Raw genomic sequence first — 25,796 nt, 5'->3', positions numbered from 1 at the left:
GCGGCGCTCCTGACTCCCATGACGGCTCCGATCTCTCTCACCCTGCTGCTCGCCACGCCGGACGCGTCATCCCCGGCGACGCGCCTGACCTGACGGCTTGCACATGTGCGCTGTCCACTCGATCGTGATGGCAGACGATCATCCGGTGATCCTTATGGGGCTGGCGGCAGCCATTGCGCAGTTTCCACAGCAGCAGGTCGTGGCACAGGCACACGACGGGCGCGAGCTGATGCAGGTGCTTGCGCAAATCGACTGCAACGTCATCGTGACCGATTACAACCTGGGTGGTGAGGCTGCCTTCGATGGCATGCAGTTGCTGGCGCGCTTGCGCAATCAGCATCAGAAGCGCGCCATCGTTGTCTGCACGATGGTCCGCAACCCAGCCCTCTTGCGTGCCATGCGACAGATTGGTGTGGCTGGCATCGTCAGCAAGGACGATGACTTTGTTCATGTCGGGCACGCCGTCATGGCGGCCGCGCGCGGCGTGCGGTATGACAGCCCCTGCGTCCTGGAAGAGACGGGCCTCGGTTCCAATGAGCGGAACGTGTCCGAGCGACTGAGTGCGCGCGAGCGAGAAGTCCTGCGCCTGTATGCCGCCGGCACGGCTGTGTCGGACATTGCGCTCATGCTCGGTTCGAGCGTGAAGACCGTCAGCACGCAGAAGGCTGTGGCGCTGCGCAAACTTGGCCTGGCGCGCGAGATCGATCTCTTTCAGTACGCCCGCGCCAGCGGGCTGACAGCGCTCCGCTGAGCCTCCAGCGTCAGCCTGCCTGGCGGGGCATCGGCACGGCTTGAGCCGGCGCGATGGCGGTGCCGGATGCCTGCGCGGGCGGCGCTTCCACGCCCATCAGCCAACTGAACAACGGCGTTGCCAGCAGCGCGCCGGCGAGCTGCGCCAGCATGTAGCCTGGGACATCGCCGGGGCGGATGCCGGAGGGGCCGTCGGTCAGTGCGCAGGCAAAGGCCAACGCCGGGTTGGCCAGCGACGACGACGACGTGAACCAATAGCCCGCCGCGATATAAGCGGCTACCACCAGCGGCAATTGCTTCGGCGCATGACGCCTGCATGCGATGCCCACGCCGATCAGCCCGAACGTTGCCAGAGCTTCGCTCCACCACAGCGCGGAGCCGGTAGCGGCATGGGTGCCCGGCGCCCATGCCGGCATGCCAAACATGGCGTGCACGGCGGCCACGCCCAGCGCGGCGCCCACGGCCTGTGCGGCCAGATAGGCCAGCGCTTCATGCCCACGCAGGCCGCCCCGCAGCAACGTCGACAGCGTGACCGCCGGGTTCAGGTGGGCTCCAGACACCGGCGCGAACACCGTCAGCAGCGCCAGCAGACCGGCGCCACCAGCGAGCGATTGCGCCAGCAGCGTCCACGTGGCATCGCCACCGGAGAGCCGGGTTGCGTGGATGCCGGTGCCGATCACCACTGCAATCAATAAGGCCGTACCGAGCCCCTCCGCGACGATGCGGCGCGCCAGGGATGGTGCAGCGGACGTGGCTGAAGCCGCGGTACGAAGGTGGGACACAGTGGTCATGCGGGAAAGAGGCGAACGATGCCAAGCGCATCGCGCGGGAGTTTGGAACCTCCGCTGGGGCCGATCAATGCACAGGGGCGCGCTTGTGTCGCGCGCCCGAGTATCGAATGGTGGGATTGAGGCGGGGCGGCTCAGGCCGGGCTTGCCGCGCCGGCTGCGGCCAGTTGGCGCTGTTGTGCGCCCAGCCGCGCAAAGCCGACGGCCGCTGCACCGAGCGCTGCCAGCATTGCGATGCAGCCCGCCATCGTGCCGTGCGCCATGCCGTTGGCGCCGCCGGCAGCGGCAAAGGTGAAATACAGCCCGCCGATACAAGCGACGCCCAGCGCGCCTGCCAATTGCTGCGCGGTAATCAGCAACCCCGCTGCTGCCCCCGCTTGCGTACGCGCCACGCCGGTCAACACCAGGCCGATCAGCGGAACGACGACCAGCCCCTGCCCTGCCCCGTACAGCGCTACGGCAATGCCGATGCGCATCATGCTTGGCGTGGCGGGGTGCGCCCACTCCGTACCGAAACCCGACAGCAGCGCCAGCAAGCCCAGCGCCATCAGGCCGAGGCCCGCCAGCAGCGCGCGAACGCCATAGCGCCGCACCAGCAGATTGGCCACCCGCGACGTGATCAAAAAGGTGATGGCCAGCGGCAGGATGGCGACACCCATGCGCACCGCAGAAAGCTGCCGCCCGTTTTGCAGATACAACGTCAGCACTAGGAAGAACGCCATCATCCCGATGTAGTGCAGCGCCGACGCCGTCAGGCCCGTCATGAAGGCGCGATGCTGCAGCAAGGTGGGCGGCAGCAGCGGCGTACCGCCAGCGCGGTCGACCCGGGCTTCAAGTTGCTGGAACGTGGCCATGCCGAGCAAGCCCACGACAAGCAGCACAAGGGTCCATACCGGCCAGTGCAGTTCGCGGCCGAACAGCAGCGGCACCAGCACGGCCGCCACGCTCACGGCCATCCACACCACGCCAGTTGTATCGAGATGCACCTTCGCTGCGTTGGCACTCGGGTGCGGAATCCAGCGCCAGCCCAGCAGCGCGGCAATCAAACCGACCGGCACGTTGATCAGGAAGGCCGCGCGCCAGCCCAGCCCGGCGATGTCCGCGCTGGTGAGTGCGCCGCCCAACAACAACCCGGCCGCGCCGCCGGTGCCCATCACCAGGCCGAAGATCGACAGCGCGCGGTCACGCTCGGTGCCGGCAAAGAGCGCCTGCACGCTCGCCAGCACCTGCGGCACCATCATCGCGGCCGACAGGCCCTGCGCGAAACGCCATGCAATGAGCGCTGCCGCACTGCCCGCCAGCCCGCAACCGGCCGAGGTGGCGGTAAAGGCGACGAGGCCCAGCAGGAACACGCGTCGGCGCCCGAACAGATCACCCAGACGGCCACCAGTGATGAGCAGAATCGCGTAGCCAAGCTGGTACACCGCCAGCACCGCCTCCAGTTGCGCGGGCGTGGCGTGCAGGCTCGTGCGGATGCTCGGGATCGCCACATTGGCGATGAACGCGTCGACGATGAACATGAATTGCGCCGTCACCATCACACCGAAGGCGAGCCAGCGGCGAGGTTCCGATACTGAGGAAGCAGAAGAAATGTGAGTCACGATCGGCTCCGGAAAGAGGGATGAACGCAGCGTAGGTGCGCGAGCCGATTCGATGCAGAGCTAGGATTAACCTAGGATTGAGCTGTCCCTCCCACCTTCACGCGCTGTCGTGTGTAATGCCCTTCATGGACGATTTCACCGCCGACCTTGCCTCCTTCCCTGCCGCGCCCCGCAACGAGCTGGGCGAGTTCCTGCGCAGCCGCCGCAGCCACCTGCGTCCGCAGGACGTGGGACTGCCCGAGGGCAGCGGGCGCCGCCGCACCGCCGGCCTGCGCCGGGAAGAAGTCGCGCAGTTGGCCAACATCAGCATCGATTGGTATGTGCGTATCGAGCAGGGGCGCGACGTGCGGCCTTCCGTGGCGACGATCGAGGCGATCGGGCGCGCACTGAGGCTGTCTTCGGATGAGCGCGCGCACATGCGTGGCCTGGCGCGTGCCGAATCGGTTTTCACGGGGCCCGGAGTTGGGACCCCCGGGCGTTCGGCGGCCGAAGCGGTGCCCGATGTCTTGCGCCGGGCCGTCGCCGGCATGGTCTTGCCCGCCCACGTGCGCAGCTACCGCACCGAGCTGCTGTGCTGGAACGAGGCGACCTCGCAGCTCTTCATGGATTTCGGCACGATGCCGCCGGAAGATCGCAACTCGCTGGTCTACATGTTCCTGTACACCAATGCGCGCGAGCGTTTTGTCGAGTGGGAGAACGAGGCGCGACGCATGCTGGCGAAGTTTCGCGCGGTGTACGACCCGCACGCAGATGACCCGGTGCTCGTGGCGTTGGTCGACCGGCTGCGCACGAGCAGCCGCGAGTTCGATACCTGGTGGCGGCAGCACGAGGTGCGCGCCCAGCGCGCGGAACACAAGCTGATCCGCACGCCCGCCGGTAAGGTCGTCCGCTACGACTACATCGGCCTGCCGGTGATGGAAGACCCGCGCCTGCGCATGGTGCTATACGTGCCGGTCGAAGACGGCGCCTGAACGTTCAGGCCGCCAGCGCCGCGAGGATAGTGCCGGTATCGCGCACGCGGCCCAGTCGCGGAAACACGTTCTCCACCGACGATCGATGCATGGCCGCATCGTTCGAACTCATTGCATCTTCGGCCAGCACTAGCGCGTAGCCGTGCTCCCACGCGGCACGCGCGGTCGATTCCACCCCCACATGCGTCGAGATGCCGCCCAGCACGATGGTGGTGATGCCCCGACGGCGCAGTTGCAGATCGAGTTCGGTGCCGTAGAACGCGCCCCACTGGCGCTTGGTGATCTGGATGTCGGTAGGCGCCACTTCCAGCTCGGCGGGTTGTTCCCACCATTGCGGCGGCAGGCCGCCCGGCTGTGTGGGCGCGGGGCGGTCGACGGGCTGGCGCGGCGCATCGGCGTAATCCGGCGCCCACCCCACGCGCACCAGCACCACGGGCGCACCCAGCTCGCGAAAGCGCTTGGCGAGCTTGGCGGACGCGCCCAATACCTGCTCGGCCGAGTGCGGCCCCTGGGCAAACGGCAGGATGCCGCGTTGCAGGTCGATCAACACCAGCGCGGTGGTTTTCGCAGACAAGGCAGACAGGGTTTGCAGCGGTTCAGACATCAAGTGCTCCAGGTGAATCGGGGTTACGGACGGCGGATGACACACGTTGCCGTGGCGTGCGCCAGCAATGTGCCGTCCTGCGTTTTGAGCGTGCCCTCCGACACGCCGATCGTGCGCGAGACATGCAGCACGCGTCCTACCGCCACCAGTGGCGTATCCACCGGCACTGCCTTCACCATCTTCACGTTCAAGTCGACCGTGCCGTAGCCGACGCCGGCTTCGAGCATCGAATGCACGGCGCAGCCCGTCACGGAGTCGAGCACCGTCGCCGCAAAGCCGCCATGCACGCCGCCCAGCGGATTGAGGTGGCGTTTGTCGGCCTGGGCACCGAAGTGCACGGTGCCCGCTTCGATGAGGTCCATCGTCATTGGGATGGTCTCGCTGATGGACGCGCGTGGCAGATCGCCGTGCGACATGGCCTGCAGCAATTGCAGGCCGGTCATTTGGGACGGATGCATGGGAGGAGTCTGGCGGAGTTGAGATGAGGTGACTCGACACTCTACCGCGAGCCCGATTGCCCGGGCTGCAATGCGTTGCATTGGCCGACGCAACAACGCCCGCCTCTGCGCACGTCCCAATGCGGGTAGACCCTAGCGTTGCGCGCACGCCGACGCGAAAGGCTCCAGAAAGGTGCCCCCTTCTACGCTCGCCCAGCGATTGCATCGGGCGGTCTGACCCACTGCCGTTGCGCGTTTCCCGAAGCCGGCATCACGACCGGACACCATCACCCACAAAGGAAGGAGACTTCAATGTCCCGCATCAAGTTTGCCCTTGCGGCAACTGCAGCCGCCGCGGCCACGCTGGCCACCGGCGCCGCTCATGCCCAGTCGAACGTGACGCTCTACGGCCTGATCGACACCACCATCAGCACCGTCAACAACACCAACGCTTCAGGCGCGCGCACCACCGGCTTCCAGATTCCCTGGTTCTCGGGCAGCCGCTGGGGCCTGACCGGCAAGGAAGACCTGGGCGGCGGCACGTCGGCCATCTTCAAACTGGAATCGGAATACGAAACGCCGACCGGCAACATGGACACTCCGGGCGTGCTGTTCAATCGCGACGCTTGGGTGGGCCTGTCGAGCGAATCGCTGGGCAAGCTGACCTTCGGCCGCCAGAACGCGATTGCGCGCGACATCTCTGCCATCTACGGCGACCCGTACACCAGTGAGAAAGTCGGTCTGGAAGAAGGTGGCTACACCAACACCAACAACTTCAAGCAGCTGATTTTCTACGCAGGCAGCGCCACGGGCACGCGCATGAACAACGGCGTGGTGTGGAAGAAGATGTGGGGCGGCCGCTTCCTGACGGCACTGGGCTATCAGTTTGGCGAAGTGCCGGGCCAGTTCACGCAAGGCACCACCGAGTCGCTCGCACTGGGCTACAACGGCGACAACTTCCATCTGGCAGGCTTCGCGCAACAGGCCAAGGTGGGCGGCTTCATGGACCGTTCGTACTCGGTGGGCGGCAACGTGATTCTGGGCATGTTCCGTGTCAATGCGGGCTACTTCCACTACACCGGCGAGCAGCCGGCCGCGCTGGGCAACCGCAAGGATGACGCCTACACGCTGTCGCTGAAGATCGCTCCGCAAGGCGCGTTCGACTATGAAATCGGCTACCAGATCATGAAGGCCGACAACGCCGCCTTCAACGCAGATGGCAACACGCTCAATGCGTATGCCAGCGTGGTGGGTGCCACCGCAGCAGGCAGCGGTCGCAAGAACACGCTGTACGGCTCGGTGTTCTACCACGTGTCAAAGCGCACGGAGTTCTACGTGGCGGCGGACTACATGAAGCTCAAGGATCAGTACATCGTGGGCGGCACCAACGGCCACAACAGCCAGACGGAGTTTGGCGTCGGTATGCGCACGCGCTTCTAAGCGAGTGTTTGGTTTGAGCTAGCGGCGCTCGCGCACCTGATCGACAAACTTGTTGGTGTAGGTGCGCGAGAGGTCGATGTGCTTGTCGCGCGCGTTGGCATTGCTGGCGGCGAGGACGCGCAGGACGGTGGGTGGGCCGTCGTCCGGCATGCGTCCGTCGGTGCTGAAGGTGGGCAACGCGGCGGCAAGCGCTTTTGTGTACAGCTCGGGATGATCCCGCCGGAATTCAGGCGGCATGCGTCCGGCAATGTCTTCAGCACCGTGCGTGTGCATGTAACGCAGGGTGCGCACGAATGCGCGGGCCAGTTTGGCGGCGACGTCCGGATGCGCTTCCAGCCATTCGGTCTGCAAGTACAGACACGCGGCCGGATACGAACCGCCCAGCGCGGCACGCGTGCTCTCCAGCGTGCGCAAGTCGAGCAGCACGCGTGCTTCGCCGCTGTGCACGAGGCGCGAGACTGTCGGGTCGGTGGTCATGCCGGCATCGATGCGGCCGCTGCGCAGCGCGGTGACGAAGCTGCGTTCGGCGCCGACTGGCAGCATGGTGTAGTCGCCGGCCGACAGCCCCTGCTGCGTCATCAGGTAACGCGTGAGAAAGCTGGTGGATGCGCCCAGCCCCGTCACGCCCAGCGTGCGGCCGCGCAGGTCACGCATGGACTGCACCGTCGCCGGCAACCGTGTCGACACGACTTCCGCCTCGCCCGGCACCTGACTGAATACGACAATGGCGCGCACTTCCTTGCCCTTGGCCTGCAGGTCGATGGTGTGGTCATAAAAGCCGACTACGCCTTGCGCAAAGCCGGTGAGCAGTTCGCTTTCCGCATCGACGCCGGCGGGCTGCGAGAGCAGTTCCACGTCGAGCCCTTCGTCATGGAAATAGCCCAGGCGCTGCGCTAACGTAGCGGGCAGGTAGATCATCTTGGCGGTGCCGCTGACCATGAGCGTCAGGCGCGCCGGGTCTTGTGCAAGGGCATGCGAAGTTGCCACGGCCAGAAAGGCAGCGAGCCACGGCGTGACCCAGCCCCGGACGCCGCGTGCGCGGGCGGTCCTGCAGGTAAAAACACCCATTGAGTTGTCTCCGGCTCTTTTGTAGATATCAGTATCGCGCGGTCCGGATCTGGTGAGTGATGCCTCCGGCGCGCGTAGGCAGCCGCCACCATTCTAGGAAGCGGCAACCCACAAATCGCTTTCATTTTTCGGACGCGCTGTTTTCGCATGAAGCTGCTCCTGATCGAAGACAACGCCCCGCTGGCGCACTGGCTCTCTGAGGCCCTGCGCCGCGCCCATTTCACCGTGGATCACGCCACCGATGGCGAATCCGCCGACACGCTGTTGCTTACGCAACACTACGATGTGGTGCTGCTTGATCTGCAATTGCCCACCTTGTCGGGGCAAGGTGTATTGCAACGTTTGCGTGGCCGGCGCAACCCGGTGCCGGTGCTGATCCTCACGGCCAGCGGCGGGATCGACGACAAGGTTGCCTGCCTGGGTGCCGGCGCCGATGACTACCTCGTCAAGCCGTTCGAGATTCGCGAGCTGATTGCACGCATCCAGGTGCTGGTGCGGCGCAGCGCCCCCGATCAGTCCGTCGAACTGCAATGCGGCGACCTGACGTACCACACCGGCAGCCGCACCTTCAACCTGGCCGGTCAGCCACTGGTGCTGCCCGCGCGCGAGCACACCGTGCTGGAAATCCTGATGCTCAAGCTGGGGCGCACGGTGTCCAAACCGGCGCTGGTGAACGGCGTGTTCGGGATGGATGACGAAGCCAGCCCCGAGGCCATCGAGATCTACATCCACCGCCTGCGCAAGAAGCTGGAGCATTCCGCCGCCACCATCGTCACGCTGCGCGGCCTCGGTTACCTGCTGCGCGATGCCTCCGCCGCGCAGTCCTGATCAAGCACCAGCGCAGTCCGCCCCAACGCGGGCGCGCAGCCTGCGTGCGCGGCTGGTGTTGTGGCTGGCATTGCCGCTGGTCGTCTACGTGGCGGCCGATGGCTGGCTTGATCTGGCCGCCGCACGTCACAACGCCGATCTCGTGCACTTCCATGCGCTCGACACGGCCGCACAGATGATCAGCGGCCAGATTGAATGGGACGAAGGCCGCCTGCGTGTGTCGGTGCCGCCGGCTGCGCTGGCCGTATTTGCCGCGCCGGAAACACCGGTGCGCGATCAGGTGGCATACCAGGTCAGCACCGAGCACGGGCGCCTGCTGGCCGGACGGCTCGACTTTGGCACGCGCCCGGCGTTTGACGCGGCCGGCCTGGCCGACGCCGGCACCTACACCGATACCGTGGAAGGCCAGCCCGTGCATGTGGCCGCCGTGGTGCGCACCATGTACGACGCGGGCCGTACCGAGCGCGTCGTCACGCGCGTCGCGCAAACCATGAACGGTCGTGACGCGATGGTCCGCCAGTTGTGGTGGCCCGGCACCGTGCGCCAACTCGCGCTGGTGGGGCTGGCACTGGCAATGATCCTCATCGGCCTGACGCTTGAGCTGCGGCCGATCTTGCGATTGGCCGGCAATGTGTCGGCGCGCGCGCCTACCGATCTTGCACCGCTCGACCCCGATGGCTTGCAGCACGAGCTGCAGCCGATTGCGGGGGCGTTCAACCAATACCTGCAGCGCATTGCCGACAACGCGATCACGCAGAAGCGCTTCATTGCCGACGCTGCGCACCAGATGCGCACGCCGCTCGCGATTCTCGATACGCAGATGCAGGTGGCAGCGCAAACCAACGCAGATGCCGCGCTGCACGAAGTCCTGAAGGCCGCGCGAACCAGCACACGCAACCTGGCGGATCTCATCAACGACTTGCTGCTGCTGTCTCAGGCCGAAGCATCGGCCGCGACGAGCGAGGTGGTCGACCTCTCGCAAGTGGCGCGCACCGTGCTCGAAGACCTTGCGCTGCTGGCCGATGGCCGCCGGATCGATCTGGGCATCGAGCCTGCCGAGCTGCCCGTGTGGACGTCAGGCAATCGCACGCTGATCGCTGCCCTGCTGTTCAACCTGGTCGACAACGCCGTGCGTTACACGCAGGAAGGCGGCCACGTGACGGTGCAGGTGTCGGCGGACTACGGTTGGGCCATCCTGTCCGTGACCGACGACGGCCCCGGCATTCCGCCCGAGGCGTACACACGCGTGTTCGAGCGCTTCACGCGTCTGGAAGGCACGCAGACCCAGGGTAGCGGCCTGGGTCTGGCGATCGTGCGTCAGATCGTGGATCGCATGGGCGGCCAGATTGCGCTGGCGCCCGGGCCGGGTGGCGCCGGGCTGGCGGTGACGGTTTGGCTGCGGCGGACGAGTGGGCCCGCCGCCGCGTAAGTCACCGCCGCTGCCTTACTGCTTCGGCGTTTATTGCACCGACACAAACACTGGGTTCGAGTAGAACCACAGATCGTTGTAGTTGCGATCGTTGATGGCGTTGAAGCGCGCGGCGTTTTCCGTCACCACAGTCTTCTGATCCGGCAGCGGGTTGCCGTTGCTGGTTTCGCCCGACACGTTCATGCCGAGGTTGGTGCCGCGCAGGCGGAAGTACTGGTTCTTGGCCGCTGTGTAGGTGTACGTGATGCTGTTGTAGCCGTCGGCGTCGACCTTCCAGTCTGCCTTCGTGAACGTGGCGATGACTTTGGTGGAGTCGTTGGTGTCTTTCGCATAGGCTGGCGTGCCCGATGCAGCCTTGCCCGTCACGTCGCCCGCAATCAGATCAACGTGATCCACCACCGGACGCATGTTGACCTTGAAGCCGCTGCCCAGCGGGTACTCGTAGTTGTTATGGTCGGGGCTCTTGAAGCGGATGGTGATCGTCACCTTATCACCGGCCTTGGCCGTGAGCGTGCCGCCCATGTCGGTTGACGTGGTCGTGGTGCCCGCACTGAAGTCCAGCGCGTTGATGAGGTCGCCAAACACGGCGAACGATTTGCCCGAGCGCATGGCCGTCAGCAGTGTCTTCAGGTCGGTGCTGGTGCCCGGCAGCCAGATGTAGGTCTTGGCGTATTCGCCGGGGTAATAGCCGCTGCTGAACTGCTGCGTGGCGTCCACTTCAAAGTGGTGGTCGGAATCGGCAAAGTTCCAGACGCGGCGGCCCTCGCCGAGCAGCGCATCCCAGATGCCGCCGACTTGCGCGACCACGTAATCGACGCCGCCGTAGGTGCGGTTCTTCAGGTTGGCGTCGGTGTAGGCGCTGGTATAGCCGCCGCGGTCGGGTTCCATCTGGTTGCCGACCATGCCTTCGATGCCGAACATGATGTCGGGCGCGGTGTCGTTGAACTCGCGGAAGTCCGCCACCGTGTACTTGCCCGGGTTGCGCGACGGATGGTTGATCAGGCCGTAGCTCGAGTTCGGGTAATTCGTCTTGAGCCACTTGAAGGCATTGACCACATCGGCGTGCGTGGTGCCGGCGCGCGGGCCTTCCTGCTGCCACGCGGTCACATCGTTTGGGTCGAACAGCGACGCGGACTGCTGCGTGAAGAAGTATTCGAACTTGTTCAGGCCCTTGGCCGACGTCTGCAGCTTGTCGGAGCCATCAAAGATGCCGACGTTCAGGTGGTCGTGCGTGGGCATGTCCCACTCGGCAGCCGAGAAGATCAGCTTGCCGGCGTACTTGCCTGCCGCCTGCGCCTGCGCAATGGCGGGCATCTCGTACTTGGCGATCCCGGCGGACGCGGCAATGGAGCCGCCCGCAAGCGCGGCGCCCGTGGCATCGCGCGGCGACGGGCGCAGGTGGTTCGATACGGCCATCCAGTCCAAGCCGTTGAGGTCGAACGCGTGGTCGAGCACCGTGGACAGCGGCGTGACGGCATCGACGGACTCCGCCGTGTGCACGTGCAGGTCGCCCATCGTCCACATACCCTGCGGCTTGGCGGGCTGTGTCGGCGTGGTGGGCGTCGTCGGTGCCGGCGAGGTGCCTGCAGTGCTCGTGGGCGCGGGGTCGTCGCTGCCGCCGCACGCGTACAGGCCGAGGGTCATGCACGCCGGCACCGCAATCGCGAGCAGCGTTTTCTTGGTCGAAAGCATTGTGGTTTCCTGTCGATTCGATGAGGTCGGGCAAACGCTTCCGACCACCCATGCGTGTGGGCGGCTCATGCACAACTAAAACGTTTGCGCGGCCGAATCTTGGCGGGAAACCATGAAAATTTAGTGACGCAGCGGCATGAAAACAGGAAGCGGTGTGGCCCAAAACGAAGCGGTTGGGCACGCAAACAGCGCGCAAAGAAAACGGCCCCAAAAAGGGGCCGCGTGCATCGCGATTTGTCCCGGCGTCAGGGCAAGGCCTTGGCGGACGTAGCGAGGAATTATTTCACGGCGGGTTTTAACTGCTCCGCCATCTGTCGGACTTGCCCGCCGCTGCCTGCGCTATACCAAGCGCCCCGCCACAGCCCAGCGCGCCCCAACAGCCGACGCGGCAACACGGCGCGCGCCAATATGCTGTGTCGATCGGTTCATGAATCGTCCTCCTGCGCGGGTGCGCATCACATTTCGTGGCCGATGGCCTTGGAAACGGCCGCCGGCGTGTCGTACTCGTCGTCGGGCATATCGCGCAGCGTCCTGAGCGTGCTGTCGTCTGCGCCGTTGGCCTGCGCGGTCTTCACCAGCTCCTGCTTCTTCGCCGGGTAGGACGCGCCCTTCAGGGCCTTCTGAATGCCGATCGGCGAATGCGTTGCGTGTTCACGCCCGCTGCCGCCCTGTGTGCCGCGCTCGTGCGACTTGGCACCCGCACGTTCAGACGATTTGCCGGCGCTGCCGTGGCTGGCGTGTCCGCCACGCTCGTTGCCGGATGCGCTGCTGCGCTGGCTCTGGGACGTCGATTTCGAGTGCGATGCGTGCTTGCTCTTGTCGCGAGTTGGTTTCATGACACCTCCGCTGGTCGGTTGATTAGGCCCTCACCGGAAATGGCGCGGCCAACAACCGTCTTGCAGCAGCGAACATGCCTGCGGTGCGGCGGTACGGGACGAAGGGGTGCGAGCAACGGTCGAGTTACGTCGGCTCGACATCGTTCTTCAGTGCCCGCTGTTCCTTCTCGATCTGCTTGATGCTCTTGGCCGGCGTGGGCAACTTCTCAGGCATGGTGCCGCCAATCTCTGCAATGGTCTGGCGTACCTTGGCGCCAACCTCGCGGTGCGTCTCGTTGGCGTGGCGCTTGCCGCGCACGTTGTCGCGGCGCAGCTTGTCTTCCGTTTGGGTCGCGCGGAACAGGTTGGCGGCCAATTCTGTGCTGCCCATGTGGTCCAGAATCTTCTGGCTCTTCTTGAGGCGCTTCGTTGCGTGGATGTCCCTGGCGCCCAAGCCACCGTAGAGCCCCTTATAGCCATGGTCCTGGAAGATGGCGTAGTCCAGAGTGGATTCCACGCCGGCCTTCCTGGCAGCGCTCGTCAGTGCCTTGTTGTGTTCGGCAATCTCGCCGCGCAGCATGAGGCGGCGCGCATCTTCGGTGGGCTGACCAAGGCAGGCTTCGTCCGCCAACTCTTGGCGGCGTGTCTGCACAGCACAGTACGTTTGCCCGTTGGCGATGACCGGCTTGGACGGGTCGCCGTTCTGGACTATGAGGTAGCAGGCGTAGCGGCTGAGCCGGTAGTCGGCCACCCGACGTTCTGCGCCGGAGCCGAGTTCGACCAATTTAACGGTCTCGTAAAAATGGTCCGCGGGTAGTCCAACAGCGGTGCCAGCTCGCGTGCGAACCAGAATTCAGACCCGTCGTCGTCCAGCAGCTTGATCCCTTCGAACGTTTGGTGATGGTTGTGGGCAGGTACGCCAGCCATGTTGCTCCCAGATACTGAAAGTTTGCGGAGCAAACAATCTAGGTGCCGGCAGGAAAAGGCGCTGTCAAACGTTGTCAATTGCTCCGGATGTGGGGCGCGTCACGGCAGCTAGGACAGGTGCTTAAGCTTCAACGCCTTTGCGTCTGGCTGCACGCGGCATTGGAAGTGGCGCCTCTCCCAACGCCCGGCTGACCGCGTTCGGCTTGTCGACCAGATCCTCCAGCGTGTAGCCATTGAGGACCTCAAAGTACGCCCGCAACGCCGCGTGCAGCACGCCCCGCAAGCCGCACACGCGCGTGATGACGCAGTGGTTGTCGTCGCCATGGAAGCACTCGACCATGCGGAAGTCGGGCTCGGTGGCGCGCACTACATCGCCAAGGTTGATTTCGGCCGCTGGGCGGCCGAGCGTGATGCCGCCCGCGCGCCCGCGCACGGTGTGCAGGAAGCCGTCCTGCCCGAGCTGCTGGACGATCTTGATGAGGTGGTTCTTGGGAATGTCGAAGGCATCCGCAATGCGCTGGATCGTGACGAGTTCGTCCGGGTGCACGGCCACGTAGATCAGCGTGCGCAGGGCGTAGTCGGTGTAGTCGGTCAGTCGCATGGCGGGCGTGCGGGTTTGCCGCAGATAAAAACATTCATGAGAGGCACATCTTATCGGGAAGTTGCCTCCAAGATGCGCCGGTTTGCCGCAGGTCAATTTGTTGCATCACAAATATATGTTTAATAGAATCCAATGCAAGCGGTTGCCTGAGCACCAGGCCATCCAGAACAAAGCGTGACGGCGCCCCCCGTCTTATTTGTTGCATATTTCACGCATATTTGGAGTCCAGCATGCTGTCCGACAAGTCCAAGCCCTATATCGATGCCAGCGTTCCGGTGCTGCGCGAGCACGGCTTGACCATCACCCAGACCTTCTATCGCAACATGTTCGCCAGCCACCCCGAGCTGACCAACGTGTTCAACATGGGCAACCAGGCCAATGGGTCGCAGCAGCAGTCGCTGGCGTCGGCAGTGTTTGCGTACGCCGCCAACCATGGCAACAACGCGGCGCTGGCGCCCGTGGTCAACCGCATCGTGCACAAGCATGCCGCTGTGGGCATCAAGCCGAGCCACTACCCCATCGTCGCGCGCCACCTGCTGGGTGCGATTGCCGAAGTGCTGGGCGATGCCGCCACGCCCGACCTGCTTGCCGCCTGGGACGAGGCCTATTGGCTGCTCGCGGCCGAGCTGATTGCGGCTGAAGCACGCCTGTACCAGCACACCGGCAGCGGCCCCGACCATCGTCAGCCGGTGCGCATTGTCGAGCGCCGTCAGCAGGCCGAAGACGTGGTCTCGCTCACGCTCGAAGCCGTGGGTGATGCACCGCTGGCCGATTTCCTGCCGGGTCAATACATCTCGGTGCAAGTGGAGCTGGCGCCGGGCGCGCTGCAGCAGCGCCAGTACAGCCTGTCGGATGCGCCGAATGGCCGCACGTGGCGTATTTCGGTCAAGCGCGATGCGGGTGATGCCGATCGCCCGGCGGGCACCGTGTCGAGCTGGCTGCACGCCAATGCGCGCGAGGGCGATGTCCTGCTGGTCAGCCAACCCTACGGCGACTTCGTGCCGCAACTGGCAACCGACAACCCGATCGTGCTGATGTCGGCCGGTGTTGGCATCACACCCATGATCTCGGCGCTCAACACGCTCGCGCAGCAGAACAGCGCACGCAAGATCGTCTTCAGCCACGCCGGTCGTGCGGCCTCGCATGTCGCCCACGCCGATGATCTGGAGCGTGCCGCACAAGCGCTGCCGGCGTTTGAAGCGCACGTGTTCCTGGAGTCCGGCGAAGACGCGGAGTTCGCACAGCGCCCGGCCCAGCCCGGCCGCATGAAGGTCGACACGTTCGTGCGCGACAACGGCACGGAAGCGGACTTCTATCTCTGCGGCCCGCTGCCGTTCATGCAGGCGCAGCGCGCGGCGCTGCTCGCCAGCGGCGTGCCGTCGGAGCGCATCCACCGCGAAGTGTTCGGCCCCGATCTGCTGGACGACATCCTCTGACCTGAACCACGGAAATCACCATGCCCCGCCAAGCCCCGTTGCTCACCATCGGCAAGCCCGACCCGGCAAGCCGCGTGCCTTACACGGGGCGAGCGGTCTTCGCGCTCGGCTTCCGGCCGTTCTACCTGCTCGCAGCCGCGTTTGCCGCGCTGGGCATGGCGTTGTGGGCAGCGTTGCTGCTGGGGGTGCTGCCGTCGTCGCAGGGCCCGGCCACCATGGCGCCGCTGTTCTGGCATGCCCACGAGATGGTGTTCGGCTTTGCGGCAGCGGTGGTGGTGGGTTTCCTCTTCACCGCGGGCAAGAACTGGACGGGCCTGCAGACGCCACAAGGCGCGCAACTCGCTGCGCTGGCTGCGCTGTGGCTGGCGGCGCGTGTGCTGATGTGGACGGGCCCCGTGCCGCTGGCCGTGGCAGCGGATGTGGCGTTCCTGCCGGCGTGCGGCGTGGCGTTCCTGCGTGTCTTGCGGCGCGCAAAAAGCGCACGCAACTACGGCTTGGCGATCGCGTTGCTGGTGCTCGGTGCCATCAACGCCGCGTTCCATGCGGCGCTGGCACTGGAGGCGCCGTTGGCCGCATTGCGCTGCCTCGATGCGGCCGCCGGGCTGGTTTGCCTGTTCGTCACGGTCATTGGCGGGCGCGTCATCCCGATGTTCACGTCCAACGCCGTTCCTGGTGCACACGTGCGCCGCGTGGTGTGGGCCGAGCGCGCCATCGTACCGGCGACGGCGCTGGCCGTTGTCATGCTGGCGACGCCGCTTCAAGGCATTGTTCCGGCCATCGTGTTTGCGGCGGCGGCAGTCGTGCAGGCCGTCCGCTGGGCCGGCTGGGACACGCGCCGCACGCTGCGCACGCCCATCGTCTCCATCTTGCATGTGGCGTATGCCTTTCTGCCCATCGGCTTTGCCATGTTGGCCGCCGCAGCGCTCGGTTGGGGCGATCGTTCCACCGCGCTGCATGCGCTCACGGCGGGGGCAATCGGAGGTGCCATCATCGCCATGATCACGCGCACCGCGCTGGGCCACACCGGCCGGATGCTGCGCACGGGCCGGGCAGAGAATTTCGCCTACGCAGCCGTCGCGCTGGCTGCAGTCGTGCGCGTGGCGGGGCCCGCCTTCTTGCCGCGCGAAGTGTGGATCGGCGGGGCGAGTGTGCTGTGGGTGGCGGCGTTCGTGGCGTACCTGTGGCGCTACACGCCGTGGCTGATGGCGCCGCGCGCTGACGGCCGGGAAGGCTGAGCTTCACCCCTGCCCTTCCCGCCTCCGGCGGCTTCCGTAGAATGGCGCAGCCCCTTAGCACACTGCGCCCACGATGGATGTCCATTTGACGATCCATGGCCGGCACGACCTTGCCGGCCAGCTCTATCGACAACTCCGCACTGCCATCCTCGATGGCCGGCTCGTGCCGGGTGAGCGTCTGCCCTCCACGCGCGACCTTGCGCTGCAGATTGGTGTGTCGCGCAAGACTACGCTCGACGTATTCGAACGCCTCATCGCCGAGGGCTATCTGCAGCCGCGCGCCGGCTCTGGCACCTTCGTGGCCGAAGCCACCGAAGGGTTGCGCACCCGCACGCCGGCCGCTTCGCCTGCGGCGCAACTTGCGTCGCCCACGCCGGCCGTACGCACCTTCGACACGCCCTGGAACAACATGCCTGCGGTGCTGCCCCTCCCGCGCGCGAACCTCGTCTACGACTTTGTGGGCGGCGTGACGGAGAAGCGCCTGTTCCCGTTCGACGTGTGGCGGCGTTGTGTTGCGCATGCGCTGCGCCAGCAGGCCCGCGGGCGCGGCGGCTATCACGACCCGGCGGGCGACCAGGCGCTGCGCCTGGCCATCTCGCGCTATCTCGCATTCAGTCGCGCGGTGGTGTGTGCGTGGGGCGATATTGTCGTCACGCAGGGCGCGCAGCAGGCCATCGACCTGATCGCTCGCGTGCTCGTGCGCCCCGGCGATACGGTGGCGATCGAAGACCCCGGTTACCCGCCCGCACGCATTGCGCTGCAGGCGCTGGGTGCCAAGGTCGTGCCGGTGCCGGTAGACGCTGAAGGCCTGGTCGTCGATGCGCTGCCGAAGCACGCGAAGCTCGTCTACGTAACGCCGTCGCACCAGTTTCCGTTGGGCATGCCGATGAGCTTGGCGCGCCGAGCGCAACTGCTCGATTGGGCGCAGCGCCATGACGCGCTGGTCATCGAAGACGATTACGACAGTGAATTCCGCTTCGACGGCCGCCCCATGGAATCGCTCAAGAGTCTGGACGCCGCCGGTTGCGTGGCTTACGTGGGCACGTTCTCCAAAACGATCTTTCCGGAGCTGCGCATCGGCTACGTGGTGCCACCCGCTTCGTTGGTGGCGCCGCTGCGGCACGCCAAGCAGGTGGCCGACTGGCACAGTGAATCGCTCATGCAGGCGGCGCTGGCCAAGTTCATGCTCGACGGCGATTTCGGCAAGTACCTGCGCCGCATGCACAAGGAGTACGCGGCACGCCGCAATGCGCTGCTGCAGCATCTGCGTGGCCCGCTGGCGCCGTGGCTGGCGCCCGTGCCGTCTGCGGCGGGCATTCACATGGCAGCGCAGTTGCAAACGCCGTTGGCGGAAGCCGAGCTGGTCAAGTTGGCGGAGAGCGTGGGCGTCGGGCTATACGGCACAGCCAGGATGCATGTGGCGCGGCCGCCGCAGCCCGGGTTGCTGATCGGCTACGGCCATGTGAACGTTGCGGAGATCGACGCGGGCCTCGGCAAGCTGGCGGAAGTGTTGGCTACAGTGGCTACCTGATATTCGCTGGGATTGGCAATTTCAAGGTGCCACTGCGGCGCCTAGACTGGCTCCAGTTCTCAAGCACAGGAGCCATCTCATGAAACCCCGCCTCGACTTCTATCAAAGCAATCCCGCCGCTATCCAGGCGGTCATGGGCCTCGAAAAAGCGCTGACCAAAAGCACGCTGGAAAAACCGCTGACTGAACTCGTGCGTCTGCGCGCCTCGCAAATCAACGGCTGCGCCTATTGCGTCGACCTGCACACCGCCGATGCCCGCAAGGGCGGTGAAGACAACCGCCGCCTGGCTACCGTGTCCGTCTGGCATGAAACGCCGTTCTTTACCGACCGCGAGCGCGCCGCGCTGGCGTGGACGGAAGCCGTCACCCTCGTCGCACAAACGCGCGTGCCGGATGACGTCTGGCAGTCCGTGCGGGCGCAGTTCTCCGATGCCGAGCTGGTCGATCTCACGCTGCTGGTCAGCACCATCAACACGTGGAACCGCCTGGCCATCAGCTTTCGCAAGCTGCCCGCCTGAGCGCCGCATATACTGCCTCGCACGGCGCGCGCCGCCCACGGAGGCCACATGCTGCACAACGTCCGCACCCTAAGCGTGAATGTCGAGCGTCACTTCGATGATGTGGCCATGTTCCTGGCCGAGCCGCTGAACTTCCCGATCTGGGCGACAGGCCTGTCGGAAGGGCTTGCGCCCGGCACACAGGGTTCGGGCGCGGCACCCGACGAGTGGATTGCCAAGGCCGCACCCAACAGCGACGAAGGCAGCGTGTTCATCCGCTTCAGCCCGCCCAATGAATTTGGCATTGCCGACCACTGGGTCCGCCTGCCGGACGGATCGATCGTCTACGTGCCGCTGCGCGTGGTGCGCAACGGCGCGGGCACTACCGTCTCGCTCACGCTGTTTCAGCAACCGAACATGGACGACGCACAATTCAACGCCGATGCCGAATGGGTGCAGCGTGACCTGGTGAAGCTGAAGATGGTACTGGAAGCCGAATAGCCCCTCAGGCCTTTTCGGCTCGCGGCGCTTGCGGCGCCGTTTGCGGACCGGACGCTCCGGCGGATGCCGGAGAGGCACCCAGCGACGGGTCGCCGTGTGTATCGGATCCCTTCACCTGGCTCACCCAGAACACGCAGAACAACCCCGCCGCCACGGCCAGCCAGCCGTTGAGGCCATAGCCTTCGATGCGTCCACCCGCGCCACTGGACAGCAGAAGCCCGCCCAGCCACGCACCTACGCCGGTACCCACCGACATCACAGCGCTGTTGGCCGACAGAAACGCACCGCGCACCTGCGGGGCGGGCACCGTCGTCATCAGCGCTTGCATCGGCACCATACGGCTGGAGAGGATCACCATGAAGAACGGGAAGAACAGCAGCATGCCGATGAAGGGCCAGTCGGGCAGATGCGTCATCACCAGCACCGGGATGAACGCCAGCAGTGCGGCGCCCACGAACACGCGGCGGCGGCCGTAACGGTCGGCCAGCTTGCCCACGGCGCGCGAGCTGAAGAACGACGCCGCGCCGCCGGCCACATACAGCCATGACAGGTTTTCTGGCGACACCCCGTGGTTGGCCACCAGCACCGGCGAGATGAACGGAATCACCATCATGTGCGAGCCCATCATCACGAAAGTCAGCACAAAGGCGCGCAGGTGGCGCGGGTTGGTGAGCAATTGCCACAGGCCGGAAAGGATCTCGCCCAGCGTCTGGCTGCGCTTGCCTGCCAGATGTTCGGCCAGCGGCGGAATGGTCTGCCGTGCGCCCAGCCAGATCAGCACCGTGAGCGCTGTCAGCAGGAAGAACGGCGCCGACCAGCCGAAGTGCGCGCCAATGGCAATGCCCACGGGCACGCCCGCCATGGCCGCCAGCGCAAACGACGACATCACCACACCAGTGGCGGCGCCGCGCCGTGCGGGTGGCACCACGTCTGACAGCACGGCCATGATGATCGACCCGAGCACGCCGCCGGTGACGCCCGCAAAGGCGCGGGCAAACAGCAGCATGCCGTAGCTGCCCGACAGCGCACAGGCCAGGTTGGCCAGCGTGAAGAGGCCGTAGACGGTCAGCAGCAGGCGGCGCCGGTCAAAGCGGTCGACATAGGTGGCGGCCAGCAGGCCGGAAGCACCCGAGCACAGCGAATACACCGACACCGCCGTGGCGAACGCCGCCGGACCGATGCCAAACGTATGCATGATCTGCGGACCAAGCGGCATCATCACCATGAAGTCCATGATGACGGTGAACTGCGTGAGCGCGAGCAGCCAGAGCAACCGGCGCTCGCGCGAAGAATCAAGTAAGGGCATGAGGGCGAGCGAAGAAAGGGAGGAGGCGGCGCGCGCAGGCTGGAGCCGGAATCGGCCGGCAGGCACGCCGCGTTGTGTCATAAAACATATCTTACGATAGTTGTCGCGACACAAGAAGTCAAACTTTATTCAAGCGGGATTCTGCGCCTCGTCACGATTTCGAGGCGTGCAATGCGCTATTTCGCCCGGAGCATCCAAAGCACGTCGAGCACGTGCTGTGTCGATCGCTCTACATGACCGGCCCGGTGGGCGATACCAAGCTCTCGCCACAAGGCCGGCCGCAGCGGGCGCATGGTGATGCGCGTATCCGATGGCGCGTCCGATGCCTCATGCGGCAGCAGCGTTGCACCATAACCGGCCGCGACCAGGCTCTTGATGGCGTCGTTGTAGTTGAGCTGGATGCGCGGCGCGGGGTGATGGCCGCCCGCCGCGAACCATTCGGTCGTCTGGCGCGAGAGTCGTGTGGTGGCGTCGTTCAGAATCAGCGATTGTGCAGACAGCCACGCGGGCGTGATGCGCGCCGGGCTCGTCCAGTGCGCCGGCAGGAACGCCATGACGGGGTCGCGCCGCCACGGTTTGATGGCGAGGCCGGCCACCTGCGATTGCGGCAGCGCCACCAGGCCAATATCCAAGGCCCCATCGGCGAGCCCCACCAGCGTTTCCTGCGAGGTGAGCACCGCCACCTGCACGTCGATGGCGGGGTGGTCTTGCCGCAGCACGTCCAACGCCTGTGGCAGCAGATGTGCGATCGCCCCGGTGGAAGCGCCCAGCCGCACGCGCCCGCTCAGGCCCTGCACTTGCCGTTGGATATCGTCCAGCGCCTGTTCGGCATCGGCGAGCAGCTTGCGGGCGCGGTCCACCATCACCTCGCCAATGGCGGTGGGCTGCACCTGCCCGCGCTTGCGTGAGAGAAGTTGCGCGCCCACGCGGTCTTCCAGCTCGGCGATGTGCAGGCTGACCGTGGGCGCCGCGAGATGCAGGGCCCGAGCTGCGTCGGCAAACGAGCCGCGGCCGGCCACTTCCACGAGGGTGCGCAGGCGGTCCAGACTGATTTCTCGCATGATTCAGAAAAGCTGAATGTGATGGTTGGGAAATTCAACTTTTCATATTCTAGGTGCCGCTCGAAGATGGGGGTTCGCATTTGCCACTACTCTCTTTCCACTGGAGCGCCCCGTCATGTCCACTCCCCTCGTCTTCATTGATGGCGACCAAGGCACCACCGGCCTGCAGATTCACGAGCGGCTGCGCGGCCGTGTGGAGCGGCAGGACCTGAAACTGCTGACGCTACCCGCCGCCGCGCGCAAAGATGCGCAACGCCGCGCCGAGGCCATCAACGCCTGCGATATCGCCATCCTGTGCCTGCCCGATGCGGCTGCGCGCGAGGCGGTGGCGGCCATCGTCAACCCGGGCGTGCGTGTGATCGACGCCAGCTCCGCGCATCGCACCACGCCGGGCTGGGTGTATGGCTTTCCGGAGATGAACGAAGCGCAAGCCGATCGCGTTGCCGCAGCGTCGCGCGTGACCAACCCGGGCTGCTACCCGACCGGCGCGATTGGGCTGCTGCGCCCGCTCGTGCAGGCGGGCCTCGTGCCGGCGGATTACCCGATCAGCATTCATGCCGTGTCCGGCTATTCGGGGGGTGGCCGCGCCGCGGTGGAAACCTACGAAGGGCCGGAAGCAGCGCATGCATTGCCGTTCCAGGTGTATGGGCTGGGCCTGGCACACAAGCACACGCCGGAGATCCAGTTGCATGCGGGGCTCACGCAGCGGCCAATGTTCGTCCCGGCCTACGGCGCATATCGCCAGGGCATCGTGTTGACGGTGCCGCTGGAACTGCGCCTGCTCAATGCCGGCGTTGATGCGGCCGCGCTGCACGCGTGTCTGGCCGATCACTACGCTGGCGCGCGGCATGTGGCGGTGATGCCGCTGCAGGTGTCTTCGGCCTTGCCGCATCTGGATCCCCAGGCGCTCAACGGCACCAACGACATGCGTCTGGGTGTGTTCGCCAATGGCCACGGTCAGGTCTTGCTCACGGCGGTGTTCGACAACCTCGGCAAAGGCGCCTCAGGCGCGGCGGTCCAGAACTTGGACCTGATGCTGGCGCGCTGATCTGCGCACCGCAGGGGCCAGTGGGTAGTGGCAAATCGAATGGAAGTCATCGCAACATTTAATTGGTCGATTGTGAGTGACTTCGCTATCGTCAACGCCGCCCGTGTACGAACCGCCCGATGCTGTTTGCGCCCGGGGCCGGACCAACCCATTGCCTGAATGCAATATGTCTAAGACCACGTATTACGCGCCGCATGGCGGCCATCCGCCGCAGACGGATCTGCTGACCGATCGCGCGATGTTCACCGAGGCGTACGCGGTGATCCCCAAAGGGGTGATGCGCGACATCGTCACGAGCTGGCTGCCGTTCTGGACCAACACGCGCCTGTGGGTGATCGCCCGCCCGCTCTCGGGCTTTGCCGAGACCTTCTCGCAGTACATCGTCGAAGTGAACCCGGGCGGCGGCAGCGACAAGCCCGAGCAGGACAAGAACGCCGAAGCCGTGCTGTTCGTTGTTGAAGGCCAAGCCGAGCTGACGCTGCAGGGCAAGAAGCACACGCTCACGCCGGGCGGGTACGCGTTCATTCCCCCGGGCGCCGACTGGACGCTGCACAACCTCAGCGATGCCGCGGTGCGCTTCCACTGGATCCGCAAGCACTACCAGGTCGTGGATGGCATTCCCTTGCCGGAAGCCTTCGTCACCAACGAACAGGACATCGAGCCGACCCCGATGCCGGGCACCAACGGTGCCTGGGTGACGACGCGCTTTGTCGACATGAGCGACATGCGCCACGACATGCACGTGAACATCGTGACGTTCGAGCCGGGCGGCGTGATTCCGTTTGCCGAAACGCACGTGATGGAACATGGCCTGTATGTGCTCGAAGGCAAGGCTGTCTATCGCCTGAACCAGGACTGGGTCGAGGTCGAAGCCGGCGACTTCATGTGGCTGCGCGCGTTCTGCCCGCAGGCCTGCTATTCGGGTGGGCCGGGCCGCTTCCGTTACCTGCTGTACAAGGATGTGAACCGTCACATGAACCTGACGCTGAACCCGTCGCGCTAAGCGCCGCAGAGGTCAAACAAAAAGCCACCGACTTCGGTGGCTTTTTTCATGGCGAGCGTTTCTGTTTCGGGAATTTCGCTTACTTGCGCGTGGCCACGATGAACAGGCGCGGAAATGGCAGCAGCACCGTGCCGTCGTCGAGGGCCGGATAGGCCTGGGCGATTGCGTCTCGATAGCGCGCGAGGAACGCAGGGCGTTCGTCTTCGCTCAACGCTGCCAGGAACGGGCGCAACGCGCTGCCCTTGAACCATTCGACCACCGCATCCGCCCCGCCTTGCAGCGGGTGCATGTACGTGGTGCGCCATACGTCGACGCGCGAGCACAGAGGCGAGAGCAGCGCGTAATAGCGGCGCGCATCGAAGCGCTCCGTGCGCTCGACACCCTTGAGCTTGCCGGCCCACGGCCCCGTAGCTGCCACTTCGCGCATCAGGCGGTGCGCCGGTTCATCGAGGTTGTCCGGCATCTGCACGGCCAGGTGGCCACCGGCCGCAAGTTTGCCGATGAGCTTCGGAAACAGCATTTCATGCGACGGCAGCCATTGCAGCACCGCATTGGCGAGGATCAGGTCGTACGCGCCGGGCTCATCCCACGCAGCAATGTCGGCGACATCGAAGCGCACGTCGGGCAGGCGCTTGCGTGCGGCTTGGATCATGTCGGGCGAGGCGTCGGTGCCGCGAATGGCTGCGGCGGGCGCACGCGCCATCAGCGCTTCCGTCGAATTGCCCGGACCGCAGCCGATGTCGATGGCGACATGGATGGGCGTAGGCGGCACTGCGGCCAGCAGGTCCCGGACGGGTCGCGTGCGCTCGTCCTCAAATTGCACGTACTGTTTCGCGTACCAATCGTGTGGGGTCGTCACGATGCGCTCCTTCGTTTGCCGATGCGCGAAGTGTCCGGTTTCCTGCTCGATCAGTAAAATGAATTCAATTTCCGGATTGATTCACTACGCTGATGAAAATCGATACGCTGGGCGTGCAGGCATTTGTGGCGATTGCGGAGTGCGGCAGCTTCACGCAAGCTGCTGACACGCTGCACGTGACGCAGACTGCGATCACGCAGCGCCTGCGCAAGTTGGAGGCGTTCCTGGGCGTCGCGCTGGTGGAGCGCACCACGCGCCGGACCGAGCTGACGGAAATCGGTGAACGCTTCCTGCCGCAGGCGCGGCGTCTGCTCAACGAGCTGTCCGATGCGCTCACGGAGATTCGCGAGACCGGCCTGAGCCAGCGCGGCGACATCACGATCGCGTGCGTGCCGACGGTGGGTGTGCAATATCTGCCGCGCATCTTGCGCGCGTTCTCCGAGCACCGCCCGCACGATCGCGTGAAGATTCTCGACCATGCATCGGCGTCTGTGCTGCAAGCGGTGCTGCGGCGTGAGGCCGAGTTCGGCATCAGCATTGCGGGCGACCAGCATCCGGAGTTGGTGAGCGTGCCGCTGACGAGCGATCCGTATGTCCTTGTCTGCCGCGACGATCATCCGTTGGCCAAGCGCCGCCGCATCCGATGGCAAGCCTTGCAGCCCCACCCGCTCATCTTTGCCGGCGAGGTCAGCGGCAACCGCAGCCTGCTCGACGGCGCGCTCAAGGCGAGTGGCGTGATGCTGCATTCGTTCTACGAAGTGCAGCGCAGTTCAACAGCACTCGGCTTGGTGGCGGAAGGGTTGGGCGCGGCGGTGGTGCCGCGGCTCGCCATTCAGAAGAATGCGTATCCAATGATCCGCACGGTGGAACTGGTCGAGCCGGAAGTGTCGCGCACGCTGGTGCTCGTCACGCGCAAGGCGGCGCAGTTGTCGCCAGCGGCACGTGCGCTATATGACCGGATCGTCGAGGGGGCAACGCCGTCGACGTGATGCCGGCGCAGAGGGGGCCGTGTCTCTTAGCGGCCCCTCTCATGCCATACGCAGCCGATCATGCGCTTGCGCCGTCCGTGCCGCCGGGGTAGCTCGTATCGCCGCGCCATGCGAGCGCATCATGTGCGCTGGCTTGCCGATCCGCGCCTTGCGCATACGGATCGAAGCGATCGTACTTCCACGACAGATAGCCGTAGGTATCAGCCTGACGGTCTGCACCTTGCGTGAACGGGTCCGTCTTGTCGACGGCGCCTTGCGTGTACGGATCGTACTTGGCCTGCGCGGCCGAAGCCGGTTGCGCGATGAACAGTGCGGCAGAAGCGGAAAGCGTGGCAAGCAAGGCCAGGGTAATGCGGCGGGTATGCATGGTGAACTCCTCG

The 25,796-nt window shown here is 65.5% G+C and carries 26 protein-coding genes; 13 read left to right on the top strand and 13 right to left on the bottom strand.

Annotated features, from left to right (window positions below; genetic code table 11):
• The first annotated feature begins 103 nt into the window (after positions 1-103).
• The gene (locus tag M1D44_RS15100) at positions 104-751 is read left to right on the top strand and encodes a response regulator transcription factor (RefSeq protein WP_316852971.1); all 648 of its coding nucleotides are present in this window, start codon (positions 104-106) and stop codon (positions 749-751) included.
• Between the two features lie 10 nt (positions 752-761).
• Here the strand turns inward: M1D44_RS15100 and M1D44_RS15095 are convergent, their stop codons facing one another.
• Together M1D44_RS15095 and M1D44_RS15090 are read right to left on the bottom strand one after the other, a co-directional pair.
• Positions 762-1,541, bottom strand: coding sequence for an aquaporin (locus M1D44_RS15095; RefSeq protein ID WP_316852970.1), 780 nt, complete (start codon positions 1,539-1,541; stop codon positions 762-764).
• Positions 1,542-1,672: 131 nt separating this feature from the next.
• A complete protein-coding gene (locus M1D44_RS15090) occupies positions 1,673-3,139 on the bottom strand; it encodes an MFS transporter (protein ID WP_024977151.1) in 1,467 nt (488 codons plus the stop codon).
• A 125-nt stretch (positions 3,140-3,264) separates the two neighbouring features.
• Here M1D44_RS15090 and M1D44_RS15085 point away from each other — a divergent pair, with 125 nt between their 5' ends.
• A complete protein-coding gene (locus M1D44_RS15085; protein ID WP_439004609.1) occupies positions 3,265-4,110 on the top strand; it encodes a helix-turn-helix transcriptional regulator in 846 nt (281 codons plus the stop codon).
• A 4-nt stretch (positions 4,111-4,114) separates the two neighbouring features.
• On the opposite strand, the gene M1D44_RS15080 is transcribed toward M1D44_RS15085, so the two are convergent.
• Positions 4,115-4,714, bottom strand: coding sequence for a hydrolase (locus M1D44_RS15080; protein WP_024977149.1), 600 nt, complete (start codon positions 4,712-4,714; stop codon positions 4,115-4,117).
• A 23-nt stretch (positions 4,715-4,737) separates the two neighbouring features.
• Positions 4,738-5,172: a PaaI family thioesterase gene (locus M1D44_RS15075; protein ID WP_024977148.1), complete on the bottom strand. Its 435-nt coding sequence runs from the start codon at positions 5,170-5,172 to the stop codon at positions 4,738-4,740.
• Positions 5,173-5,463: 291 nt separating this feature from the next.
• Between M1D44_RS15075 and M1D44_RS15070 the strand changes: the two genes are divergently transcribed.
• Positions 5,464-6,591: a porin gene (locus M1D44_RS15070; protein WP_024977147.1), complete on the top strand. Its 1,128-nt coding sequence runs from the start codon at positions 5,464-5,466 to the stop codon at positions 6,589-6,591.
• 18 nt (positions 6,592-6,609) lie between these two features.
• Here M1D44_RS15070 and M1D44_RS15065 read toward each other — a convergent pair whose 3' ends face one another.
• Positions 6,610-7,659: an ABC transporter substrate-binding protein gene (locus M1D44_RS15065; RefSeq protein WP_112186430.1), complete on the bottom strand. Its 1,050-nt coding sequence runs from the start codon at positions 7,657-7,659 to the stop codon at positions 6,610-6,612.
• 147 nt (positions 7,660-7,806) lie between these two features.
• Between M1D44_RS15065 and M1D44_RS15060 the strand changes: the two genes are divergently transcribed.
• Together M1D44_RS15060 and M1D44_RS15055 are read left to right on the top strand one after the other, a co-directional pair.
• Positions 7,807-8,487 carry a response regulator gene (locus tag M1D44_RS15060; protein WP_024977145.1) on the top strand — a complete coding sequence of 227 codons (681 nt, stop codon included), beginning with the start codon at positions 7,807-7,809 and terminating at the stop codon, positions 8,485-8,487.
• A complete protein-coding gene (locus tag M1D44_RS15055; protein WP_112186428.1) occupies positions 8,465-9,916 on the top strand; it encodes a sensor histidine kinase in 1,452 nt (483 codons plus the stop codon). The genes M1D44_RS15060 and M1D44_RS15055 overlap by 23 nt, the downstream gene beginning before the upstream one ends.
• A gap of 30 nt (positions 9,917-9,946) precedes the next feature.
• Here M1D44_RS15055 and M1D44_RS15050 read toward each other — a convergent pair whose 3' ends face one another.
• From M1D44_RS15050 to M1D44_RS15035, 4 genes are all read right to left on the bottom strand, one after another.
• Positions 9,947-11,608: an S-layer protein gene (locus tag M1D44_RS15050; RefSeq protein WP_024977143.1), complete on the bottom strand. Its 1,662-nt coding sequence runs from the start codon at positions 11,606-11,608 to the stop codon at positions 9,947-9,949.
• Positions 11,609-12,063: 455 nt separating this feature from the next.
• Positions 12,064-12,444 (bottom strand): DUF2795 domain-containing protein, encoded by a 381-nt coding sequence (locus M1D44_RS15045; RefSeq protein ID WP_316852968.1) that lies wholly within the window; start codon positions 12,442-12,444, stop codon positions 12,064-12,066.
• A 124-nt stretch (positions 12,445-12,568) separates the two neighbouring features.
• Entirely contained in the window at positions 12,569-13,207 is a 639-nt protein-coding gene (dinD, locus tag M1D44_RS15040) for a DNA damage-inducible protein D (protein WP_316852967.1), read from the bottom strand.
• Positions 13,208-13,471: 264 nt separating this feature from the next.
• On the bottom strand, positions 13,472-13,951 hold the full coding sequence (locus M1D44_RS15035; RefSeq protein WP_316852966.1) for an RrF2 family transcriptional regulator: 480 nt from the start codon (positions 13,949-13,951) through the stop codon (positions 13,472-13,474).
• Positions 13,952-14,181: 230 nt separating this feature from the next.
• Between M1D44_RS15035 and M1D44_RS15030 the strand changes: the two genes are divergently transcribed.
• The 5 genes from M1D44_RS15030 (at position 14,182) to M1D44_RS15010 (ending at position 19,150) form a co-directional block, all read left to right on the top strand.
• Positions 14,182-15,387, top strand: a complete 1,206-nt coding sequence (locus M1D44_RS15030; RefSeq protein WP_316852965.1) for a globin domain-containing protein — start codon at positions 14,182-14,184, stop codon at positions 15,385-15,387.
• A 20-nt stretch (positions 15,388-15,407) separates the two neighbouring features.
• Positions 15,408-16,622, top strand: a complete 1,215-nt coding sequence (locus M1D44_RS15025; protein WP_316852964.1) for an NnrS family protein — start codon at positions 15,408-15,410, stop codon at positions 16,620-16,622.
• Positions 16,623-16,695: 73 nt separating this feature from the next.
• Complete coding sequence (gene pdxR / locus M1D44_RS15020; protein ID WP_316852963.1) at positions 16,696-18,153, top strand: MocR-like pyridoxine biosynthesis transcription factor PdxR; 1,458 nt, start codon at positions 16,696-16,698, stop codon at positions 18,151-18,153.
• Positions 18,154-18,232: 79 nt separating this feature from the next.
• On the top strand, positions 18,233-18,670 hold the full coding sequence (locus tag M1D44_RS15015) for a carboxymuconolactone decarboxylase family protein (RefSeq protein ID WP_316852962.1): 438 nt from the start codon (positions 18,233-18,235) through the stop codon (positions 18,668-18,670).
• A 48-nt stretch (positions 18,671-18,718) separates the two neighbouring features.
• The gene (locus tag M1D44_RS15010) at positions 18,719-19,150 is read left to right on the top strand and encodes an SRPBCC family protein (RefSeq protein WP_112186420.1); all 432 of its coding nucleotides are present in this window, start codon (positions 18,719-18,721) and stop codon (positions 19,148-19,150) included.
• Between the two features lie 4 nt (positions 19,151-19,154).
• On the opposite strand, the gene M1D44_RS15005 is transcribed toward M1D44_RS15010, so the two are convergent.
• Together M1D44_RS15005 and M1D44_RS15000 are read right to left on the bottom strand one after the other, a co-directional pair.
• Complete coding sequence (locus tag M1D44_RS15005) at positions 19,155-20,456, bottom strand: MFS transporter (protein ID WP_316684423.1); 1,302 nt, start codon at positions 20,454-20,456, stop codon at positions 19,155-19,157.
• A 176-nt stretch (positions 20,457-20,632) separates the two neighbouring features.
• Complete coding sequence (locus M1D44_RS15000; RefSeq protein WP_316852961.1) at positions 20,633-21,517, bottom strand: LysR family transcriptional regulator; 885 nt, start codon at positions 21,515-21,517, stop codon at positions 20,633-20,635.
• A 115-nt stretch (positions 21,518-21,632) separates the two neighbouring features.
• Here M1D44_RS15000 and argC point away from each other — a divergent pair, with 115 nt between their 5' ends.
• Both argC and M1D44_RS14990 read left to right on the top strand, forming a co-directional pair.
• Positions 21,633-22,565: an N-acetyl-gamma-glutamyl-phosphate reductase gene (gene argC / locus M1D44_RS14995; protein WP_439004608.1), complete on the top strand. Its 933-nt coding sequence runs from the start codon at positions 21,633-21,635 to the stop codon at positions 22,563-22,565.
• Positions 22,566-22,731: 166 nt separating this feature from the next.
• Positions 22,732-23,568, top strand: coding sequence for a bifunctional allantoicase/(S)-ureidoglycine aminohydrolase (locus M1D44_RS14990; RefSeq protein WP_316852959.1), 837 nt, complete (start codon positions 22,732-22,734; stop codon positions 23,566-23,568).
• A 79-nt stretch (positions 23,569-23,647) separates the two neighbouring features.
• Here M1D44_RS14990 and tam read toward each other — a convergent pair whose 3' ends face one another.
• Positions 23,648-24,427 carry a trans-aconitate 2-methyltransferase gene (tam, locus tag M1D44_RS14985; protein ID WP_316852958.1) on the bottom strand — a complete coding sequence of 260 codons (780 nt, stop codon included), beginning with the start codon at positions 24,425-24,427 and terminating at the stop codon, positions 23,648-23,650.
• 92 nt (positions 24,428-24,519) lie between these two features.
• On the opposite strand from tam, the gene M1D44_RS14980 reads away from it, so the two are divergent.
• Entirely contained in the window at positions 24,520-25,416 is an 897-nt protein-coding gene (locus M1D44_RS14980) for a LysR family transcriptional regulator (protein WP_316852957.1), read from the top strand.
• 58 nt (positions 25,417-25,474) lie between these two features.
• Here the strand turns inward: M1D44_RS14980 and M1D44_RS14975 are convergent, their stop codons facing one another.
• Entirely contained in the window at positions 25,475-25,783 is a 309-nt protein-coding gene (locus M1D44_RS14975; protein WP_316852956.1) for a hypothetical protein, read from the bottom strand.
• Positions 25,784-25,796 lie beyond the last annotated feature (13 nt).

It is taken from the genome of Ralstonia sp. SA306, from assembly GCF_054792405.1.
Note: the sequence above shows the minus strand (reverse complement) of the source record. Positions and strands in the feature narration are given on the sequence as shown.

Excerpts from the sequence above, each read along its gene's own strand:
- M1D44_RS15100 (WP_316852971.1), top strand. The coding sequence starts at position 104 with ATGTGCGCTGTCCACTCGATCGTGATGGCAGACGATCATCCGGTGATC.
- M1D44_RS15095 (WP_316852970.1), bottom strand. The coding sequence starts at position 1,541 with ATGACCACTGTGTCCCACCTTCGTACCGCGGCTTCAGCCACGTCCGCT.
- M1D44_RS15085 (WP_439004609.1), top strand. The coding sequence starts at position 3,265 with ATGGACGATTTCACCGCCGACCTTGCCTCCTTCCCTGCCGCGCCCCGC.
- M1D44_RS15080 (WP_024977149.1), bottom strand. The coding sequence starts at position 4,714 with ATGTCTGAACCGCTGCAAACCCTGTCTGCCTTGTCTGCGAAAACCACC.
- M1D44_RS15075 (WP_024977148.1), bottom strand. The coding sequence starts at position 5,172 with ATGCATCCGTCCCAAATGACCGGCCTGCAATTGCTGCAGGCCATGTCG.
- M1D44_RS15070 (WP_024977147.1), top strand. The coding sequence starts at position 5,464 with ATGTCCCGCATCAAGTTTGCCCTTGCGGCAACTGCAGCCGCCGCGGCC.
- M1D44_RS15065 (WP_112186430.1), bottom strand. The coding sequence starts at position 7,659 with ATGGGTGTTTTTACCTGCAGGACCGCCCGCGCACGCGGCGTCCGGGGC.
- M1D44_RS15060 (WP_024977145.1), top strand. The coding sequence starts at position 7,807 with ATGAAGCTGCTCCTGATCGAAGACAACGCCCCGCTGGCGCACTGGCTC.
- M1D44_RS15055 (WP_112186428.1), top strand. The coding sequence starts at position 8,465 with ATGCCTCCGCCGCGCAGTCCTGATCAAGCACCAGCGCAGTCCGCCCCA.
- M1D44_RS15050 (WP_024977143.1), bottom strand. The coding sequence starts at position 11,608 with ATGCTTTCGACCAAGAAAACGCTGCTCGCGATTGCGGTGCCGGCGTGC.
- M1D44_RS15045 (WP_316852968.1), bottom strand. The coding sequence starts at position 12,444 with ATGAAACCAACTCGCGACAAGAGCAAGCACGCATCGCACTCGAAATCG.
- M1D44_RS15035 (WP_316852966.1), bottom strand. The coding sequence starts at position 13,951 with ATGCGACTGACCGACTACACCGACTACGCCCTGCGCACGCTGATCTAC.
- M1D44_RS15030 (WP_316852965.1), top strand. The coding sequence starts at position 14,182 with ATGCTGTCCGACAAGTCCAAGCCCTATATCGATGCCAGCGTTCCGGTG.
- M1D44_RS15025 (WP_316852964.1), top strand. The coding sequence starts at position 15,408 with ATGCCCCGCCAAGCCCCGTTGCTCACCATCGGCAAGCCCGACCCGGCA.
- pdxR (WP_316852963.1), top strand. The coding sequence starts at position 16,696 with ATGGATGTCCATTTGACGATCCATGGCCGGCACGACCTTGCCGGCCAG.
- M1D44_RS15015 (WP_316852962.1), top strand. The coding sequence starts at position 18,233 with ATGAAACCCCGCCTCGACTTCTATCAAAGCAATCCCGCCGCTATCCAG.
- M1D44_RS15010 (WP_112186420.1), top strand. The coding sequence starts at position 18,719 with ATGCTGCACAACGTCCGCACCCTAAGCGTGAATGTCGAGCGTCACTTC.
- M1D44_RS15005 (WP_316684423.1), bottom strand. The coding sequence starts at position 20,456 with ATGCCCTTACTTGATTCTTCGCGCGAGCGCCGGTTGCTCTGGCTGCTC.
- M1D44_RS15000 (WP_316852961.1), bottom strand. The coding sequence starts at position 21,517 with ATGCGAGAAATCAGTCTGGACCGCCTGCGCACCCTCGTGGAAGTGGCC.
- argC (WP_439004608.1), top strand. The coding sequence starts at position 21,633 with ATGTCCACTCCCCTCGTCTTCATTGATGGCGACCAAGGCACCACCGGC.
- M1D44_RS14990 (WP_316852959.1), top strand. The coding sequence starts at position 22,732 with ATGTCTAAGACCACGTATTACGCGCCGCATGGCGGCCATCCGCCGCAG.
- M1D44_RS14980 (WP_316852957.1), top strand. The coding sequence starts at position 24,520 with ATGAAAATCGATACGCTGGGCGTGCAGGCATTTGTGGCGATTGCGGAG.
- M1D44_RS14975 (WP_316852956.1), bottom strand. The coding sequence starts at position 25,783 with ATGCATACCCGCCGCATTACCCTGGCCTTGCTTGCCACGCTTTCCGCT.